Origin of the sequence: Paenibacillus wuxiensis (genome assembly GCF_040195695.1) — a bacterium.
Classification (GTDB): Bacteria; Bacillota; Bacilli; order Paenibacillales; family Paenibacillaceae; genus Paenibacillus_B; species Paenibacillus_B suaedae.
On sequence record NZ_JBEFZI010000002.1, the window covers coordinates 1 to 16,494 of the forward strand.

Here is a 16,494-nt window from a genome sequence, read left to right on the forward strand (position 1 = left end):
AAATCAAAGAAGTGGCAACAGGACATTAGCAGAATCGACAACTGGAAGTATGATACGCAGGCGGATTTGTGGACGTGCCCTGGCGGACAATCCCTCCATTTTCACCGTGATAGCAAACAGAAAACGGAAAGTGGTTATGAGATCCTCCTTCGCCACTATCGAAGCCAGGACTGTATGAGTTGCCCACTCAAAGCAGCCTGTTCTAGAGCAACCGGGAATCGTGAAATTCGAGTAAGCATGCAATATCTTCGCTACAAGCAATGCGTACAGAAAAAGCTGCGAAGCGAAGAAGGTTATGCGCTGTCGGTTCGACGAATGATCGAGCCAGAGAGTGTATTTGGGCAACTGAAAAATAACAGAGGATTTAGACGTTTCCTGCTTCGAGGCCTGTCGAAAGTAAGCCTTGAGGTCGGGTGGCTTTCCCTTGCCCACAATTTGCTGAAGTGGGCAACAATGAAGCAAAAAGGTCGAGTATGGGTACAAATGTAACCCATAGCTCGACCTTTTTCAAATCTAGAGTCGTCTCACAGGTAGTAAAAACCTACTTATGGGACAGCCCCTTCTTGTTTTTCCTTCATATGACTAAATGATTAGCATATAGATCTTAATCAAACAGTGAGGTTGAAGGAATTCCAAGTTCTGAGCGGAATAGTTAAATATGTATTTCAGTTCATCTATATTACTTCATATAGGAGTTGAACCACATTTGAATGATACATTCAAAACTACCTTAATCATCTTGTTATCAGTGCTAATTGTATTTGGAATCCCAACGTTCATATTCTTAGAAGTCTACCAATTTCCTAAGAAGATCGATGTGGTTCGATCTGCTATAACTTATAATGAGAAAGACCCTTCATCTTTTAAGAAAACCTCGATTTACATATCCGGGACATTAGTTCGACCTTTTTTACGACAACATAAATTCGTAGGTTCCATTCGAATTGACGGCATCGATATTTCGAACAAGTATATATCATTAGAAACGTATATATTTGAAAAAATAAAAGGGATTAATTCAGGAAGTTTGCTTTATCATAGCCCAGACCTCAAAAAGTATAAAGCGGAAGGAGCTATCTGGGCAGGTATGATTTGGTTTGATGATGATTTTCAGGATATAAACATAGAGTGTTTCAAAGAGATGAAGGAGAATGTGGACTTTATTGTCACGGCTGATTCTTATGAAGATGCGCTTCTTGTTCAACAGAAGATGAGGAAAGCTTTTGGATCTGGCTTTATGCCGAGTGAATAGTTCGATTTGATGTGCGTGGTATTCAATAGAGAAGTCCGTAAACTAAACACATAAAACAGCGGCAGTCTGGCGATTTTGTTCCATGACTGTCTCTATTTTTATCTGGAAAAGTCACGTGTTCATTTCGATTCTTACTAAAAAGTAAGGAAGATGATGAAAATGGTTAGACAAGAGTCATTAACTTGCGAAGCAAAGTCATCTATAATCCAGACATCAGATGAATTTGATAAAAGGAGCAGACAGGGTGAAAAAAATAATTGGTTTCGTGGTGGTTATCGCTATTTTTGCAGGAATAGGATTTGGGGTAAAACGATATATAGAAGGACCATCGCAACCGGCCGATGGAATTGTAGTGATTGGAACGAATCAAGATGTGAGCAAAGTCAAAGCGAAGTACAAAGATATAAGCAAAGAAATGATCGATTACAAACTGAAGCTGGTAACAACAACAATATCCAAGAAATTGTCAGAGGAGGATCAGAAGGAATTGGGTATGGAATTTGATACTCGAGTTGAGAAGTATTCGGTTATTACTCGTTCTACAGCTGAGCAATTCATGAAGAAGGGGATTATTAGAGCCAGAAAAGAACCTGGCAGTGTGTCTATTCTTTCTGATCCAGTTACCTCCATCAAAGAATTATCGGATGGTCAAAATCTGTTATTCTCTTTATTTGACGAAACGAAGAATGGTCAAATCGATTTGAATGGTCAGATGGTGCCTGTACAGTATGTGAAACATCAGGCGTGGATCGGGTATATGCCAACTATGGATCTTGTTATTGTTGACGACCAAACTTACAACAAATTAAAGGAATCAGAGTCAACGCTCTCATTAATTCATTTCCAAAGATACAGCTACGATTATAAAAATAAAGAGAAGGTGAACAAGATTTTAGATGAAGTCAGAAGTGTGTATCCAGATAGCGAAGACAAAGTAAACTTTGTAGATGTACAAGATTGAGTGTAAGAAATCGAACCTTAGGTGATGAGTGGGTGACAGTATGGAAGTTGTACGCATGGAAAATGTAGTGAAGAGCTATGGCGAAGGCAATAGCAGGGTAGACGCGTTAAAAGGGATTAGCCTTTCGATTCAGCAAGGAGAATTTGTCTCCATCGTAGGTGTGTCCGGCTCGGGGAAAAGCACACTGCTGCATATATTAGGTGGATTGGATCGGCCGACCTCAGGACAAGTATTCATCGGGGAAAATAGTATTTACGGTTATTCGGACGATGAGCTTTCGATATTCAGAAGAAGGAAGGTCGGGTTTATTTTTCAATTCTTTAACTTGATTCCGGTATTGAATGTCCAGGAAAATATCGCGTTGCCTACGATATTAGATAATGAACAGGTAGATACGACGTATCTCGATGAAATTATTGAAACCTTAGGGCTTCAGGAACGGAAGACTCATCTGCCATCCGAACTATCTGGCGGCCAGCAGCAACGGGTCTCCATCGGCAGGGCGCTTATCAATCGTCCACATTTGATTCTGGCAGATGAGCCCACAGGCAACCTAGATACGAAAAATACAAAGGAAGTCATGGATTTATTACGTTTGACAGCGAAGAAATACAATCAAACCATTGTGTTGATTACGCATGATTTATCGATTGCTTCGGCTTCCGACCGGGTCATTACGATCGAAGACGGCAGTATTATTTCAGATCAACAGCTAGCTGCGAATAAGGCATAGACTGGGGGAGGACGAAGTTGATCAGCAGTTACAAACAACTTAGCAGCCGGTATTTAAAAGGGAATATCAAGCGAACCATCTTGACCTTGGTCGGAATCGTACTCTCAGTAGCGTTAATTTCCACGATCGGTCTGTTTATGAAGGGATCACAGCTCTCCCAAATTGAAAACATCAAAAAGCTAAATGGGTTTTCGTTTCATGTCGGCATATCCAATTACGATGAAGCGATACTGAATAAGATCAGATATAATCCCCAAATCGAATCGTACGGGTTGATGTCTCAGGGCAAAACCATCCCCGTTGGAGACGTTTCGGTACAAATGAATTTCGCCGATCAACGTGCGATGGCGTTTTTACCCTATAGCCTCTTGGAGGGGCAATTACCTGCCAATGAGCATGAGGCAACTATCGATTCTTGGGCGCTTCCTTATATTAATAAAAACCTTCAGCTCGGTGATTCATTTCAATTGGATGGAGAAACCTATAAACTTGTTGGGTTGCTCGATAATCGCGAGTTTACGCAGAAAAGTAAAGTGGGCAGATTATTAACCTATAAACATGATTTCGCCATCGGAGAAGGCCAAATATTAATCACAATCAACCATAACGTGAACTTTAATGAAGTCTTGGACGAGATCAAATCATTTACGCGAACTGAGAAGCTGGTGATCAATGAAGAATTGATCAGAGTGTTGAAGCCACAGTCGGATCGCTCGATTTTGGCTGTGCTCGTCATCGTCATCAGTATCGTTGTGGTCGCGACAGCTGTCGTCATCTATAACGCTTTTCAAATTAGTGTCGTTGAGCGGATGAAACAGTTCGGATTGCTCCGAAGTATCGGTGCTACGCGCAAGCAGATTCGACACATCGTCATGAGAGAGGCTGCAGTACTGGCTGTTATCGCTATTCCGATTGGGATTGTATGCAGCATCCTGGCACTTGCAGCTCTACAGCTCGTTTTCTACCTGTTATTAGAAACGGATGCAAGCGTCTCGTTCTTTCATATCGATTGGTCGATCATATTGATCAGTTCGCTCATTACCCTGACAGCGGTGCTGGCGTCCAGCTATTATCCTGCTTTTTTTGCAGGCAGAATATCTCCCTTGCTGGCAATCAGCAGTAGGTTATCGATAAGGAAAGAATCGATCAAAAAACAAAAAAATACGGTGCTGAAAAAGCCGGTTTCTTTTCCAATGAGCTTGGCCTTGAAAAATGTGAAGAGAAATAAAAATCGATATACCATTACCATCTTATCCATCATTATTAGCAGTGTATTGTTTATTACGTTCTCGTCGATTATGGATATTGCATTTGCAACCAAATACGTGAACAATGAGTCCACGAAATCGGATCTAACCATCTATCTGCAAGATGATATACATGGTAAGACATCAGCAAGACAACAAGTTATGGAGCAGTTGAAGTCGCTTAGTAATGTATCTGAAGTTAGCCAACAGGACGCTAGTTTTCGAATCAACTTGAAGGATGTGGAACAATCTAGCGCGACTGTTGCGGACATCCAGCAGAGCGTTGGAACCAAACACTCGATTACAATCGTTAATCAGCTGGACGAGAATAAAACAAGGAAAGAATCAGAGCTTGTGATTAAAGTGCTCGTATATGGTTTTATTGCAGTTATATCTTTGATTGGAAGTGTGAATATCATCAATACGATTACGATCAGCATCATCATCAGACGAAAAGAACTGGCTGCATTAAAATCCATAGGCATGTCGCAAAAAGATCTGAAAAAAATGATTATCTATGAAGCGCTCATATATGGCGTGTCCGGAAGTTTACAAGGGATCTTTTTCGGTTGTATACTTTCTTATATATTATATTTGGCTGTTTCCGGTATCAAGAAGCTTGAATGGACGATTCCTTATGCGGCTTGTCTCCTTACATTTGCTGCCGCTTTGTTCATCAGTTATGTATCGGTCCTGATTCCGCTTCGCAAAATTCAGAAGGATAATATTATTGATGTGATTAGGGAAGAATAATACGAAGGGCCTGGCTATGTGTATAGTCAGGCTATTCTGATTTTTTGGCCTTTGACTGAAATAGAAAGAGAAGAGGGAGGGTCACGTATTGAGCAACATATTGCTGGTTGAAGATGATGAAGCTCTTGGACTAGCCATTGAATTTTCATTGAAAAATGAGGGGTATGAGGTGGCCAAAGCTTCTAGTGTCAGAGAAGCGAAGCAGCAGTTTGATCATCGTACTTTTCATTTAATTATTCTAGATATCGGCCTACCAGATGGAAATGGCTATGATTTATGCATGCATTTTAAAAAACATAGCGATACACCAGTTATTTTCTTAACCGCCCTTGATGAAGAAGCAAATGTGGTCATGGGACTGGATATTGGTGGGGACGATTATATTACGAAGCCCTTTCGCGTGAAGGAACTCATGTCCAGGGTGAAAGTGCAATTGCGCAAGCAAGCGCGTTCAGGGTCTTCTTCCATGATCTTAACATCTGAGAATATCAAAATCGATATGAACCTAGTCAAGGCTTACAAAAATCAAGAGAGCATTCCGGTAACGAATTTAGAATATAAGCTTCTTCTCACATTCATGATGAACGCCCACAAAGCACTGAAAAGAGATGAGCTCCTTATGAATATAACGGAAGGTGATGAGGTTTTCTTTGATGAAAATACGTTATCCGTATACATTCGACGTTTAAGAGACAAAGTAGAAGATGATCCGAGAAATCCGCAGTTTATCGTCACACAAAGAGGATTGGGCTATCGCTGGAGCAAGGATGTGAGCAGAGAGTAAGATGATGAAAAATACCGAGTTGAAAGGCTACATCACGATACTGGCCGTTCTGTTAACGTTATTTACCGTTTATCAATTGATGACCCAACAACTGTTCTACAATCAATTGAAAAGCGATTCAACTGCATCATGGGGGGAAATTACCGCAAGATTGGTTGAGCAAAATCCTAAGAATGAAGCAGAAATTATGAAAGTCTTAACTAGACATTCTACGGATCCCAGTCAGTATCAGGAAAAAGGGAGAGAGATCCTAAGGCAGTATGGGCTATATGAGGGCTTGGAATCGCAGCTTTTTCCGCTGCTAAATAACCATATTGCTCGCCATAATCAATTCATGTATTGGGGATTGGTGTGTTTCGGTTGTATGCTCCTTCTGGCAAGCTACATGCAGCACAAGATGATCTTCCATAAAATTAGACAGCTTACCTCGGCAGCGAATAAAATCATCGAGGGAGATTACTCGGTTGTCATCAATGAAAACAAAGAAGGGGATCTCGCGAAACTGGCAGTTTCCTTTCGTTCGATGAAAGATATTATTCGCAAAAGCATGCAGGATTTACGTGAAGAGAGAGCATTTCTAGTACAAATGCTGCAGGATATATCTCATCAATTAAAAACGCCGCTTTCCACCATATCCGTCTACAACGAGATGATGATGAATGAAGGATTGCCGCGCCAGCAACAAGTTCAACTGTTGGGACATAATGATGTGCAAATCTCAAGAATGAATGTCTTGATTCACAATTTGTTGAAGGTAGCAAAAATCGATGCAAGAGCTATTTCATTTGAGAAAGAACCGGCCAATTTAGTAGAGACCATTGAGGACGCTCTTGATCGCTTGCAGAGCATGATTACTAATCAGCATATATCGATTGATTGGCATACCCCGGAGGAAGTAGTCGTTGTTCACGATAAAGTGTGGATGCAGGAAGCATTATTGAATCTGCTGAAGAATGCGATAGAACACTCCGAACCCGGTGAGAAGATTAAGATTGCAATCGAAGATACACCGATTTATACAGAGTTGGTGATTAAAGACTTCGGAGAGGGAATTGCTGCTGAGGAATTGCCGCATATTTTTGAACGATTCTACAAAGCCAGAGGCTCCAAAAAGCATGATTCGGTAGGGATTGGCTTGGCCTTAGCCAAATCTATTATCGAAGCGCATCAAGCCTTGATTAAGGTGGAAAGTGAGAGATACACGTATACGAAATTTACGGTTACGTTCATGAAATACTAATGTTCACTTCTTAACCACAAAAAACAGCGACAGCCGTGGACTAATTATGTCCATAACTGTCGCTGTCTTCATTTCTAGCAGATCCATTTCTTGTTTTTGCAAGAAATGTGGTCGGTATTATATCAACCTAAGGTCAATTAATGAAATAAGTAGCCGTGATGTGGTTGATTGTATAGGTGGAAGGTGCCGCAAACTGCAAATACAGATACCCGTCTTCAGTCGCAGTGAAAATTCTTCCTACATTGCTGTTGAAAAATGTCCCGAGATGATTGCTCGAGTCATATACCGAAAAGTACGAATAGCTCCCTTGTGCATAGACCGTAAGCTGTTGGCCTTTCTTCAAATAGATCCCTTCCAGTGAGCTCAGTTCATTGGGACGAAGTGCAAAGTACTTAACGAACTTCTGTGTTTGTTGAACCTCAGGCTTGACAGCATCGACAGGTGCAGTGGAAGCATATGCAGGTGCTGCTGTAGCCAGGGCGACCAGTACTGATAATGACATAAGCAATTTCTTCAAACGGATTCAACTCCTCTGATAGTTTTGCAAGTAATATCTGGAAGTTATGTTAAATATAACTCAACATCGGATTCTTGTAAACACTAAATTCCGATTTTTTTTGTAGGAAATGAAAAAATATCAATACGTGAAGAAAGGCTGCCAAAATGATTGGCAGCCTTTACTATGATTAAAGATATTGTAATTCATTGATTTGATAAGTTGCGAACTCGAAACTATTAATCAATTGGGTCGGTCAATGCTAAAGATTTCACCTAGCTTCGAGTAGTTGTTACCGGCTAATCGGCTCACAGGCTTTAATCGTTGTGCATCGATACGCCCGCCCTCAACCAATTCTTCCGCAATGTGAAAGCACACGACTCTCCCGATAATGAGATCACATGCTGGAGAAGAAGGCGTTCCGCCGAGAGCAAGAGATTGCTCTAACTTACATTCCATGCGGATTTTGGCTTCGGCAATCCCCGGAACCTTGATCTTGGCGCTCGGGATGGAAGTAAGTTGAGCGAAGTCTACTTCGCTCTCATTAGGCGGAAGATTGGCCGCGGTTAGATTGATTGCCTCGATGTAATCCTCATCCGATATATGAACAACAAACGAGCCTGTTTCCATCATATTTCTAGAAGTATCTTTGCGAACGCCATTTTTCCTTTGAACGGATACAGAAATCATGGGCGGATCGGCAGAGACGATATTGAAATAGCTATAAGGTGCGGCATTTAACACGCCTTCAGCAGACAATGTTGTGATGAACGCGATTGGTCTCGGGAGGATACTGCCGATGAGCAGTTTATAATTATCCCGCTCGGTTTGCTCCTCCGGATAAATGGTTAACATGGGCTCACCCCTGATTAATATGGCTTTGTAACCAAGATGAGGCTGCATGAACCTCAGAATGCGTTAATTGATGGCCATGCTGCTCCCAATGTACGGTTACATGTGCACCCGCTTGGGTTAACAGCGTCTGCAGTTCTTCCGTCTCTTGCGGTGCGCAAATCGGATCGTTCGTTCCTGCACCGATAAATACAGGCGTACCGGACAGGTCGGGCAGTTTCAGCCCGCGACGCGGAACCATAGGGTGATGCAGTATTGCTCCTCTTAGAGAACCTTTGTGGTGAAATAAGAGGCTTCCGGCAATATTGGCTCCATTGGAGTAACCGACTGCAATGAAGTTGTTGCGATCAAGCTCATACTTGGTCGCAGCTTCATTCAGAAATTCATTCAGCTCATTCGTTCTAAAGATAAGATCCTCTTCATCAAAGACGCCTTCGCTTAATCTGCGGAAAAAGCGAGGCATGCCGTGCTCAAGTACGTTCCCTCTCACGCTCAACACGGAAGACTCCGGCGATACGATTTGCGCTACCGGGAGCAAATCATGCTCAGTTCCGCCAGTACCGTGGAGCAGGACGAGTGTAGGCTTTGAAGGATCCGTGCCTTTTTGAAAAATATGCTGCATAATTATTTTCCCTCCAATTCGCGTACTTGGATAGGAGGCAGGAGTTTCTCGATTTGCGCCCGGAGCGGTTCATATTGTGCAGGCAGCTTCAAGTCCGTACCAAGTTCCTCAAATGTCTCGTCACGGGTGAATCCTGGAGGATCGGTAGCAATCTCGAATAAGATTTCCCCCTGCTCACGGAAATAAATTGCATTGAAATATTGACGATCGACGACCGGAGTTGGGTGATATCCGGATTGTGCAACATGCTCTCTCCATTCCTCATGATCCTCAAAGTCTTTGGCGCGCCATGCGATATGGTGCACGGTTCCGTATCCGCCCGAACCGCGTTCCATTGGTGCAATATTAATATCGATTACATTTCCAAGATCGGCGCTCCCTTTGAAGCGCATCCAGTCTCCTTCTTGCCCGATCATATCGAGTCCCATCACGTTTTCAAGCAATTCAGAGGTTGCCTTCGGATGAGTACTATACAATACGGCTCCACCGAACCCTTTAATGGCCTTATCCACAGGGATTCCTCCAAAAGACCATTTGCTATTCGGACCATCCTCTCGTGCCACGATTTCGAGCTGCAGCCCGTCATGATCCGAGAATTGCAAGAATTGTTCGCCGAATCTATCTTTACGGGTAATTTGCACTCCGAAATGTTGCAATCGCGCTTCCCAGAAATCCAATGAGCCCGTAGGAACGACAAACGTTGTCACTCCCACTTGTCCGCCGCCGACGCGGCCTTTCCGTCCCGTTTCCCAAGGGAAAAATGTCATAATCGTTCCGGGACTTCCGTTTTCATTCCCGAAATAAAAATGGTACACCTCAGGGGCATCGAAATTCACTGTCTTTTTTACAAGACGAATACCTAGTATCCCTGCGTAAAAATCGATGTTTTCTTGCGCGTTTCTAGCAAATGCCGTGATGTGGTGAATACCTGTTGTATGTTTCTCCATGATAATTGCTCCTTTTGCATTTATTTTTATTGTTTCCCATAACCTCTTTTTCAATTTAGAAGACCTTCGTCTTGGAACGCTGCTCTCCTTTTCTAATAATAATTAATGATAAGCTGCTTTATAAAAGTTAGTATAACATAAATTATCTCGAAATCAAGATATTAAAATAAAGGGAGCAGAATGCTTATTGAATTTGGAATATGAGACAAGAAGCGGGTAATAAAATGGAGTGGACTCTTAGATGGAGAGGAATGATCCATATGTGGGTGTACCCTAATAATTGGATACCTACCAAATCGCTCGATGAAATGGCCAATACAGAATATGACGTGCTTATTGTGGGGAGTGGCGCAGGTGGGGGAGCGATGCTATATAGATTATGCGAGTTATGGAAAAACCAAGGGGCAAAGCGAATTGGGATTCTTGAAAAAGGGAATAAACTATTTCATTCGCATGCATTAAATATCCCCACCATGAATGTCGACCGTATGCGTGATCAATTATGGCCCGATAATTCTACTCCTATCGGGGAGCGGCTTCCGGAATTTTCAGGAGCTAGGTTAACGTTCGCTCTAGGAGGAAGGACATTGTTTTGGAATGCTGCCTGTCCTCGACCCGCAGAGTTTCAACTTCAATCTTGGCCTGTTCATCCAGAAGAGCTTGACGTATATTTTAGGACTGCCGAGCGTGTATTGCATTGCACTACATCTTATGCTGATGGCTCTACCATGCAAAGGATTCTCTTGAACCGGCTGCATGCAGGAGGTGTGCTAGAAGCGACTGACATGCCTCTTGCCATTGACATGTCAGGTCCGCGTATGGGGGAAATTCATTCTAATGCATGGTTCAGCTCCATTCATTTTCTTGCTTACGCCCTGAATAGCAAACCATTTGATCTAGCATTGGATGCCTATACTACCCGCGTACTCCTCGAAAATGGCAATGCAGCAGGCGTCAATGTAATATCTCCAGATAAAAAAACGCATACCATTCGAGCAAAAAATGTTGTCATTTCTGCAAGTACATTGGAAACACCTCGCATTTTGCTCAATTCAGGCATACAGGGGGCAGCAATCGGACGTTATTTAACCAATCATTCATTTGTATTGGGTACGGGTAAAATAAGCCGCAGCCAGTTCTCTGATAATCTTGGTAACCTGGCAATCTTGAAACGTGAAACAAGAGAATCCCCGTATCAAATCCAAATCTTAGGTCCTAATCAATTTTTCTCTTACCAGCAATTCGAGGATAAAGTGCTCCCGGATCAACTGAGTATCGTATATGCTGCCTTTGGTTTAGTGGAGTCGCGGCCAGAGAATAGAGTTTATTTAGATCCAAATCGTCAAGATGAATACGGCGTGCCTTTGAACCAAGTTGATTTTTCTTATAGCAACAAAGATTATACAGTGATTCAGCAAATGCGTGATGGGATTGCTCGATCCGCAAATGCAATGGGAGTAACCTTAGATGGGGAGCCTACCTTATTTCCGCCAGGTAGCGATGTTCATGAATCTTGTACTTGCCGAATGGGAACTGACCCGGCTAACTCAGCGACTAACCGTTATGGAGAAATTCATGGAGTTACCGGTCTCTACGTCGCTGATAATAGCGTGATACCCGTTCTTGCTGCAGCGAACCCGACAAATTCTACGGTTGCATTAGCATTTCGAACAGCCGATCAAATTGTGCGTACGAATAGGTAAGGCAGTTTTTACTTGGGAGCGTTCATGGTTTGCAGGCATTTGTTCAGCGACTTAATAATGAACCTCCCAGGATAAAAACTTTTCCAGAGATTGACCTGAACCTATCCCGCCACAGATGGAAGAAGACGTATGAAACATGAATCAGGAGGCGAAACTCATAGTAAGTTTGTTTTGAAGTAAATGATGATTCCAAATGAAGAATAGGAGCAAGTAGGATGGGTGCAGTTAAACTTGCAGTTATTTTTTACAGCATGACAGGAACGAATTATCGCTTGGCTCAATGGGCTGCGGAAGGCGGCAAGGAGCAGGGGGCGGAAGTAAGACTATTACAAGTTCCGGAATTGGCCCCTGAAGAAACAATACTGGAGAATCCTGCGTGGAAAGAACATGTTGATCATGTGAAGGATGTACCCGTCGTAACTCTTCAAGATCTTGAATGGGCGGATGCCCTTATTTTTAGCGTGCCGACACGTTATGGCACAATGCCCGGACAATTGAAACAGTTTTTAGATACTACCGGGAAGTTATGGTTCCATGGCAAGTTAGTTAATAAGGTGGTTAGCGCGATGGCTTCAGCTCAAAATCCCCATGGCGGGCAGGAGCAAACCATTCTGGGGATCTATACTGCTATGTATCACTGGGGTGCCATTATTGTTTCACCAGGTTACACGGATCCTTCCCTTTTTACAGCCGGGGGAAATCCATATGGAACAAGCGTAACTGTACAAAACGGTAAAATGGTAGAGGATGTTCAGGCTGCAGTTAGACATCAAGCCAAACGTACCGTAGAAGTCGCAAAATGGATTGTAGCAGGCAGTAATTAGTATGACTCTGTCCGTTGCTGTTCAGGAAGCTGAGAAAGGAAAAAGATTGCCTTCCAATGAGAAATAGGTTGTACCGCCGTTCGTGATTAATATAATCAATGCATCACACTTTTCAGACAAGCCGATTGCAGATAACTCCCGGATATCTGCTGCTCGATCCCAAAAAATTTGCTCAGTTAATGGCAAGGTGTTGGAAGCGGAAACAATCAAATCAGATTGAATGAGAACAGCTCCTTCTTGAAGCAAACTATCAGGTTGAAATATAGATTCTAATAGTTGACTTGTAATTACCGCATTAATGGGTATCCCCCCGTTTATAAACGGTGCTACAGGGTCGTCAGCCTCTATTACAATGAGAGCTTCTTGGCGTTTTCGGCTAAGTTTATGTATGGCTAGAGATAATTCAGTACTGCATTTCGTATACTTGGACAACATACGATTAAGTAAGTATGTCGAGGCAGTTGTTTCCAATTCAAGCAGTTCTCTAGACAACTTTTGGACAATGTCGATGATGCCAATATCATTATGACTGAGAGAGGCGATATTTTGATTCACCTTTTTTTCGATTTCCGTTAGCTTTTCGTTCATTTCGATCCGGAGCTGCGAAAAATCATTATGGGTACTGTGTTTTTTCATATTCAACAATGCACTCCTAATGGTGATTAAGTTCACTCGTCAGGGATTTCGAATCCATACAGCGAGCCGTTAAAGGTAAATGATTTCGCACCTGTTTCCTCAGATACGATGAAGGTTAGGGCATCTGTATTTTCAGATAAGCCAATCGCTGCGCGATGCCTAGTACCGAGCTTGGTCTTGTATAATTTCCGGGTTAGCGGTAGTACATTTGCCGCTGAGACGATAGTATCTTTCTGAATTAAGACAGCACCGTCGTGCAGCGGGCTCCCTGTATGGAAAATGGAAACTAACAGCGTACTTGAGATCTCTGCGGAAAGAGGAGTGCCAACGGTGATCCAATCGTTTATATTATCTTCTCTTTCAATGATAATAAGGGCACCTTTCCGTTGATCGCTCAGCAGCTTAATGGCTTTGAAAATTTCATTGCATTGCGTTGTATAGGGATGAAGAAGTCGACTCAAATGATAGGCGGAAACCAGCTTTCCCGTATCAGAACATATTTTAGAGAGCAACTTCAGATTTTTTAGAATATCGATATCTTCCTGATCCATGCACGCCAACATGCTCTTAATCTTCGTGGACAGCTGTTGAAATTGATTATATACATCAGTCTGCTGAGGAGAAAATAAATCGCAATTACTTTCCATACGCAACCTCCTTTACATCATATTGTTTCCATTCCCTTTTAAATTATGAGTGATTTCATTCATCCAAGTGATCTTACATATTAATGTTCTGAATTATTTCCCAGCGCAGAAAAGTTGACGAAAAGAGAATCATCATGTTACTATACATCTCGAAATCAAGATATTCGAATTCAAATATTTTTGGATTTTTGAAAGGTGAGAGTAAGGATGAAGTTTTTAACCAAGTTCTTTACTTCAAAACATAAGGAGGAAAAAGCAATGGCAGAATTAAATATCGGAATCATTATTGGATCAACACGTGAAGGTCGTGTAAGCCCTCAGGTGGCAAAATGGGTCAAAGAAATCGCAGATCAACGTGGAGATGCGAATTATACAGTTATTGATATTGCAGATTACAAATTACCTTTACTAGGTGAACCAGGGCAAGATGCTTCTGGTGCACAAGGTTGGTCAGAAGTGATTGCGAAACAAGACGGGTTTGTATTCATCGTACAAGAGTACAATCATTCCATTACAGGTGCTCTCAAAAATGCACTGGATTATCTACGTGTAGAATGGAATAACAAAGCTGCGGGTATTGTATCTTATGGCTCTGTAGGTGGTGCACGAGCAGCCGAACATCTGCGCGGTATTATGGGTGAGCTATTGATTGCAGATGTGCGTGTACATCCAGCATTGTCACTATTCACAGATTTTGAAAATGGTACTGATTTCAAACCAAAAGCCGTCCAAGCCGATTCTGTTAATCAAATGTTAGACCAATTGATCCCTTGGTCCAAAGCTTTATATACAATTCGTTAATCTTAATTACAGTTCAAGCAATGATCAGGCATTATTCAGGGAAATTGATGCAACAAATTAAGAAATGTAAAGCAACTATACGCACTTACTGGAATTGGAGCTATTTTGCTGCCTTTCTCATTAGTGAATAGCATGAAATAAGGAAGCGGAGACGTAACCAAAACACCTTCAAGGGAATGTTCTTGTATCGCAAGATATGAAGCATCCTTGGAGGTGTTTTTGCGTTGGCATTGAAAATGATCTCTCCAATAATCGGATAACAGATAACATCATTTGGCGACCATCTATGCAGGATTTTTTTTCTTCTTCGTTTACATTCGATTCGAAATAGAGCGACAAATCACAAATGTTACTTTTAGGTGCCTATATAACTTAAAAGTGCGTACTTACCATCGTAAAACATACTCCTTATAATACATGTTGTGGACATCTTCAAACCTTGAGGCCGTGTTATCACTGACTCCGTAGGACATATTTATTAATAGAGGAGGATAGGATTCTATGCCATTCATTGAGCTTAAAACTTGGCCAACCATGTCAACAGAAGAAAAAAAGGAATTCATTTATACCGTAACCGAACTTACAACAACATTATTACAGATTGTCCCTGATAAAATTCAAGTATTAATCACTGAGCTTGAGAAAGAAAACTGGGGAAAAGCCGGGGCAATAGCAAGCGATGCTGCCTTTGCTGAGCAGAGCAGGGTGGTTAATTGGGAGACAAAAGAGTCTTATCATACGCTGGATAGTAACATAGATGGAATGGCTATTATCACGATTGATATCTGGAATACATTTGATCAAGATACAAAAGATAAGTGGGTAAACCAGCTTACACAAGTCACATCTACATTGACTCATGCACCTATCGATAAAGTACTTATCGTCATTCGTGAAATGATTCCAGGAAACTGGGGACAAAGTGGTGTAACGGGAGCAGATAAAGACTTTCTTTCCAAAAGTCGAACATGTTAAAAACGATACATCCCATATCCATTTTGCAAGTAGAAAGGAGCACTTCATGAGTATGTTTTCCAATCATTATAGCTATAATCGGATGTATAAAGAAGGGGAGTTGACATTAGGCTTCCACATTCCATTAGAAAATTATCAGTTCGGGACACCGACAATGGAAAAGCAAGTGGAGTTATCGCAATTAGCTGAGCATTATGGTTTTACCGGTCTATGGCTTCGAGATGTATTATTAGAAGATCCTTCGTTTGGTGATCCAGCAGTAGGTCAAATCTATGATATGCTCATTTATTTAACCTATTTGGCAAGCCAGACGAAAGAAATTGCCTTAGGAACATCGGCGATTGTCCTTTCTTTACGTCATCCCTTACGAGTAGCTAAGGAAATCGCAACGATCGACCGATTATTTCCAGAGCGCTTGATTATGGGCGTTTCATCTGGAGATCGGAGAGCTGATTTTCACGGTTTAAACGTGAATCATGATGATCGGGGAGATCGATTCGTTGAAGCATTTCATTATCTAAACAAAGTGTTATACGAAGAATATCCCTCTATTCGATCTTCATTAGGGGCCATTCAGGGAAGTAATTTAGTTCCGAAACCGACAAAGCGAATTCCAACGATGATTACAGGGTTCGCGCAGCAATCGATGGACTGGTTTGCGAAAAATGGCGACGGATGGATGTATTATCCACGAAGCCCGCATCTTCAAGCGGAGGCTATCCGACAGTGGAGAGAACTTGTGGAACAGTACCATCCTGGAGTCTTCAAACCATTTACGCAGCCCATGCATTTGGATTTGTCAGAGAATCCTAATGAAATGCCTACCCCAATTCGTCTGGGGTTCCGCGTAGGACGGAATCGATTAGTGGAACTACTGAACATCTATAAAGAAATTGGCGTAAATCATCTTTTCTTTGCGTTATTCGATAGTAGAAGACCGGCTGAAGAAGTCATTCATGAGCTAGGCGAAGAGATACTGCCTCATTTTCCAGCAATTAAGCAATAATAAGAAAATATAGGG

General features: G+C 42.0%; 18 protein-coding genes. 12 read left to right on the forward strand and 6 right to left on the reverse strand.

What is annotated here, in order from left to right; genetic code table 11:
• The 7 genes from ABN764_RS03335 to ABN764_RS03365 form a co-directional block, all read left to right on the forward strand.
• Positions 1–489, forward strand: a 489-nt coding sequence (locus tag ABN764_RS03335; RefSeq protein ID WP_446670905.1) for a transposase, incomplete at its 5' end; no start/stop codon positions are given.
• A gap of 217 nt (positions 490–706) precedes the next feature.
• Complete coding sequence (locus ABN764_RS03340; RefSeq protein WP_446670906.1) at positions 707–1,252, forward strand: hypothetical protein; 546 nt, start codon at positions 707–709, stop codon at positions 1,250–1,252.
• A gap of 244 nt (positions 1,253–1,496) precedes the next feature.
• Positions 1,497–2,213, forward strand: a complete 717-nt coding sequence (locus tag ABN764_RS03345) for a lipoprotein BA_5634 family protein (protein WP_446670907.1) — start codon at positions 1,497–1,499, stop codon at positions 2,211–2,213.
• A 40-nt stretch (positions 2,214–2,253) separates the two neighbouring features.
• A complete protein-coding gene (locus tag ABN764_RS03350) occupies positions 2,254–2,946 on the forward strand; it encodes an ABC transporter ATP-binding protein (protein WP_268632093.1) in 693 nt (230 codons plus the stop codon).
• 17 nt (positions 2,947–2,963) lie between these two features.
• Positions 2,964–4,946, forward strand: coding sequence for an ABC transporter permease (locus ABN764_RS03355; RefSeq protein WP_446670908.1), 1,983 nt, complete (start codon positions 2,964–2,966; stop codon positions 4,944–4,946).
• 88 nt (positions 4,947–5,034) lie between these two features.
• Positions 5,035–5,730 carry a response regulator transcription factor gene (locus ABN764_RS03360; protein ID WP_446670909.1) on the forward strand — a complete coding sequence of 232 codons (696 nt, stop codon included), beginning with the start codon at positions 5,035–5,037 and terminating at the stop codon, positions 5,728–5,730.
• Positions 5,731–5,734: 4 nt separating this feature from the next.
• On the forward strand, positions 5,735–6,970 hold the full coding sequence (locus tag ABN764_RS03365) for a HAMP domain-containing sensor histidine kinase (RefSeq protein WP_446671323.1): 1,236 nt from the start codon (positions 5,735–5,737) through the stop codon (positions 6,968–6,970).
• Between the two features lie 133 nt (positions 6,971–7,103).
• Here the strand turns inward: ABN764_RS03365 and ABN764_RS03370 are convergent, their stop codons facing one another.
• The 4 genes from ABN764_RS03370 to ABN764_RS03385 all read right to left on the reverse strand — a co-directional run bounded on the left by ABN764_RS03370 (position 7,104) and on the right by ABN764_RS03385 (position 9,887).
• Positions 7,104–7,487, reverse strand: coding sequence for a hypothetical protein (locus ABN764_RS03370; protein ID WP_021253760.1), 384 nt, complete (start codon positions 7,485–7,487; stop codon positions 7,104–7,106).
• A gap of 222 nt (positions 7,488–7,709) precedes the next feature.
• Positions 7,710–8,321, reverse strand: coding sequence for a flavin reductase family protein (locus tag ABN764_RS03375; protein WP_446670910.1), 612 nt, complete (start codon positions 8,319–8,321; stop codon positions 7,710–7,712).
• A gap of 4 nt (positions 8,322–8,325) precedes the next feature.
• Positions 8,326–8,940, reverse strand: coding sequence for an alpha/beta hydrolase (locus ABN764_RS03380; RefSeq protein ID WP_446670911.1), 615 nt, complete (start codon positions 8,938–8,940; stop codon positions 8,326–8,328).
• Positions 8,941–8,942: 2 nt separating this feature from the next.
• Positions 8,943–9,887 (reverse strand): ring-cleaving dioxygenase, encoded by a 945-nt coding sequence (locus ABN764_RS03385; protein WP_446670912.1) that lies wholly within the window; start codon positions 9,885–9,887, stop codon positions 8,943–8,945.
• Between the two features lie 365 nt (positions 9,888–10,252).
• Here ABN764_RS03385 and ABN764_RS03390 point away from each other — a divergent pair, with 365 nt between their 5' ends.
• Positions 10,253–11,590 carry a GMC oxidoreductase gene (locus ABN764_RS03390; RefSeq protein ID WP_446670913.1) on the forward strand — a complete coding sequence of 446 codons (1,338 nt, stop codon included), beginning with the start codon at positions 10,253–10,255 and terminating at the stop codon, positions 11,588–11,590.
• Between the two features lie 215 nt (positions 11,591–11,805).
• Positions 11,806–12,414 carry an NAD(P)H:quinone oxidoreductase gene (wrbA, locus tag ABN764_RS03395; RefSeq protein WP_446670914.1) on the forward strand — a complete coding sequence of 203 codons (609 nt, stop codon included), beginning with the start codon at positions 11,806–11,808 and terminating at the stop codon, positions 12,412–12,414.
• Positions 12,415–12,435: 21 nt separating this feature from the next.
• Here wrbA and ABN764_RS03400 read toward each other — a convergent pair whose 3' ends face one another.
• Positions 12,436–13,050, reverse strand: coding sequence for a diadenylate cyclase (locus tag ABN764_RS03400; protein WP_446671324.1), 615 nt, complete (start codon positions 13,048–13,050; stop codon positions 12,436–12,438).
• A 32-nt stretch (positions 13,051–13,082) separates the two neighbouring features.
• Entirely contained in the window at positions 13,083–13,697 is a 615-nt protein-coding gene (locus tag ABN764_RS03405) for a diadenylate cyclase (RefSeq protein WP_446670915.1), read from the reverse strand.
• Positions 13,698–13,955: 258 nt separating this feature from the next.
• On the opposite strand from ABN764_RS03405, the gene ABN764_RS03410 reads away from it, so the two are divergent.
• From ABN764_RS03410 to ABN764_RS03420, 3 genes are all read left to right on the forward strand, one after another.
• Positions 13,956–14,498, forward strand: coding sequence for an NADPH-dependent FMN reductase (locus ABN764_RS03410; protein ID WP_021260954.1), 543 nt, complete (start codon positions 13,956–13,958; stop codon positions 14,496–14,498).
• Between the two features lie 501 nt (positions 14,499–14,999).
• Entirely contained in the window at positions 15,000–15,473 is a 474-nt protein-coding gene (locus ABN764_RS03415; RefSeq protein WP_446670916.1) for a tautomerase family protein, read from the forward strand.
• Between the two features lie 46 nt (positions 15,474–15,519).
• The gene (locus ABN764_RS03420) at positions 15,520–16,479 is read left to right on the forward strand and encodes an LLM class oxidoreductase (RefSeq protein ID WP_446670917.1); all 960 of its coding nucleotides are present in this window, start codon (positions 15,520–15,522) and stop codon (positions 16,477–16,479) included.
• Positions 16,480–16,494 lie beyond the last annotated feature (15 nt).

Excerpts from the sequence above, each read along its gene's own strand:
- ABN764_RS03410 (WP_021260954.1), top strand. The coding sequence starts at position 13,956 with ATGGCAGAATTAAATATCGGAATCATTATTGGATCAACACGTGAAGGT.
- wrbA (WP_446670914.1), top strand. The coding sequence starts at position 11,806 with ATGGGTGCAGTTAAACTTGCAGTTATTTTTTACAGCATGACAGGAACG.
- ABN764_RS03420 (WP_446670917.1), top strand. The coding sequence starts at position 15,520 with ATGAGTATGTTTTCCAATCATTATAGCTATAATCGGATGTATAAAGAA.
- ABN764_RS03350 (WP_268632093.1), top strand. The coding sequence starts at position 2,254 with ATGGAAGTTGTACGCATGGAAAATGTAGTGAAGAGCTATGGCGAAGGC.
- ABN764_RS03390 (WP_446670913.1), top strand. The coding sequence starts at position 10,253 with ATGCTATATAGATTATGCGAGTTATGGAAAAACCAAGGGGCAAAGCGA.
- ABN764_RS03380 (WP_446670911.1), bottom strand. The coding sequence starts at position 8,940 with ATGCAGCATATTTTTCAAAAAGGCACGGATCCTTCAAAGCCTACACTC.
- ABN764_RS03375 (WP_446670910.1), bottom strand. The coding sequence starts at position 8,321 with ATGTTAACCATTTATCCGGAGGAGCAAACCGAGCGGGATAATTATAAA.
- ABN764_RS03365 (WP_446671323.1), top strand. The coding sequence starts at position 5,735 with ATGAAAAATACCGAGTTGAAAGGCTACATCACGATACTGGCCGTTCTG.
- ABN764_RS03385 (WP_446670912.1), bottom strand. The coding sequence starts at position 9,887 with ATGGAGAAACATACAACAGGTATTCACCACATCACGGCATTTGCTAGA.
- ABN764_RS03400 (WP_446671324.1), bottom strand. The coding sequence starts at position 13,050 with ATGAAAAAACACAGTACCCATAATGATTTTTCGCAGCTCCGGATCGAA.
- ABN764_RS03415 (WP_446670916.1), top strand. The coding sequence starts at position 15,000 with ATGCCATTCATTGAGCTTAAAACTTGGCCAACCATGTCAACAGAAGAA.
- ABN764_RS03405 (WP_446670915.1), bottom strand. The coding sequence starts at position 13,697 with ATGGAAAGTAATTGCGATTTATTTTCTCCTCAGCAGACTGATGTATAT.